The following is a 1,322-nucleotide window of genomic DNA, read 5'->3' on the forward strand; positions in this document are numbered from 1 at the left end:
CGTATGTTCGCCGTTTTTAAGGAGTTTTTCGTTTTTTTGTTCTTTTCTTCTTATCTCATTTCTATCATCACCCCACAGTCAGGGCCATGGCCGGGCACGGCATGCCACCACAAATGGTCACCCTCATGAAGCCCTGGGCGGTGATGATGACCCTGAGCGTGCCGAAACAGAACAGTGGCGAATTCCTCGATCTGAAACTCTATAACATCGCGACCCGCCGCAACATGCAGACCCACGCACTGGAAAGCTACGAGGAGCAGCTATCGGTCTTCGACAGCATGTCGCTGGCCGATCAGAAGAAAATGCTGGCCCATACCCTGGCCGAACTCGATGCCATGCCAGCGCAGTTTGAAAAACTGCGACGCGCCTGGCTCGCCCGGGATCTGGCAGAACTGCAGAAGGTAAGTAACGAACAAATGCCGGCAAACGACCCCGCCAATGAGAGACTCATGGAAGACCTGCTCGACAAGCGTAATCACAAAATGCTGCAGCGCATGCAGCCGCGTCTGCAGGAAGGCCGTGCCTTCATCGCCGTCGGCGCCCTGCACCTGCCGGGCGAGCAGGGCCTGCTGAACCTGCTCGAACAACGTGGCTACAGGGTAGAGGCAGTATATTGATGATTGATGAATTAAAGCCCCATTGATAGAGAACATACGTCCTTTTTTCAATCAGCAATCCTGAGCATCGGCAGGCTAAAGGTCTCGCCATGATTAAATTTCACTTCCAGAATGCAACCGGCCTTTTGCAGCGTTATCTCGACTGGCATTGGTCTATTGTCGCATCGCTCACATACTTGTGAAATTCCCATATAAAACAATCGGTTAAAATATTCTTTGCTAAATAACCGCGTTAAGATATATATTTTTTATATATTTCAATAAATTGTATTTCAATTGTACATTATTCATACAATTCAATGGCCATTTCGGCGTAATTCAGTAAGTATATAATATTCTAATATTGCATGTTGGCCCGGTAGTCACTACAATTTGCCACCTGATTATTAACCCCATAGATTCAAAATCTTGCTTAGGAGAAATTTATGGACCAGAGCTATTACGACACTGTTACTACCATGGAAAAAGATGGTATTGACCCAGAATACATGGATGGCTGGATGAGCGGCTATCTTCACAACCCTATCCGTGAAGAGCAGCGCATCACCGAGGCCTACCAGGCAGGTTTTGATGACGGTCAGGAAAAGAAGACTGACAACATGAGCAAGTACAAGAAATAAGACGCTTTCTCTTGTTTGTTAAAAAAGGCAGCTAAAGCTGCCTTTTTTATTGCCCTGACCCATCGGAGATGGGTAGGGTACTCAT

Annotated in this window: 2 protein-coding genes; both read left to right on the plus strand. The window is 47.1% G+C overall.

The genetic code is table 11. The features are described 5' to 3' along the window. The first annotated feature begins 86 nt into the window (after positions 1–86). Positions 87–617, plus strand: coding sequence for a TraB/GumN family protein (locus RQ738_RS10600; protein WP_314165148.1), 531 nt, complete (start codon positions 87–89; stop codon positions 615–617). A gap of 425 nt (positions 618–1,042) precedes the next feature. Further along, positions 1,043–1,237 carry a hypothetical protein gene (locus tag RQ738_RS10605; RefSeq protein WP_314165149.1) on the plus strand — a complete coding sequence of 65 codons (195 nt, stop codon included), beginning with the start codon at positions 1,043–1,045 and terminating at the stop codon, positions 1,235–1,237. Positions 1,238–1,322: the final 85 nt, after the last annotated feature.

This window comes from Sulfuriflexus sp. (assembly GCF_032250955.1).
Classification (GTDB): Bacteria; Pseudomonadota; Gammaproteobacteria; order AKS1; family AKS1; genus Sulfuriflexus.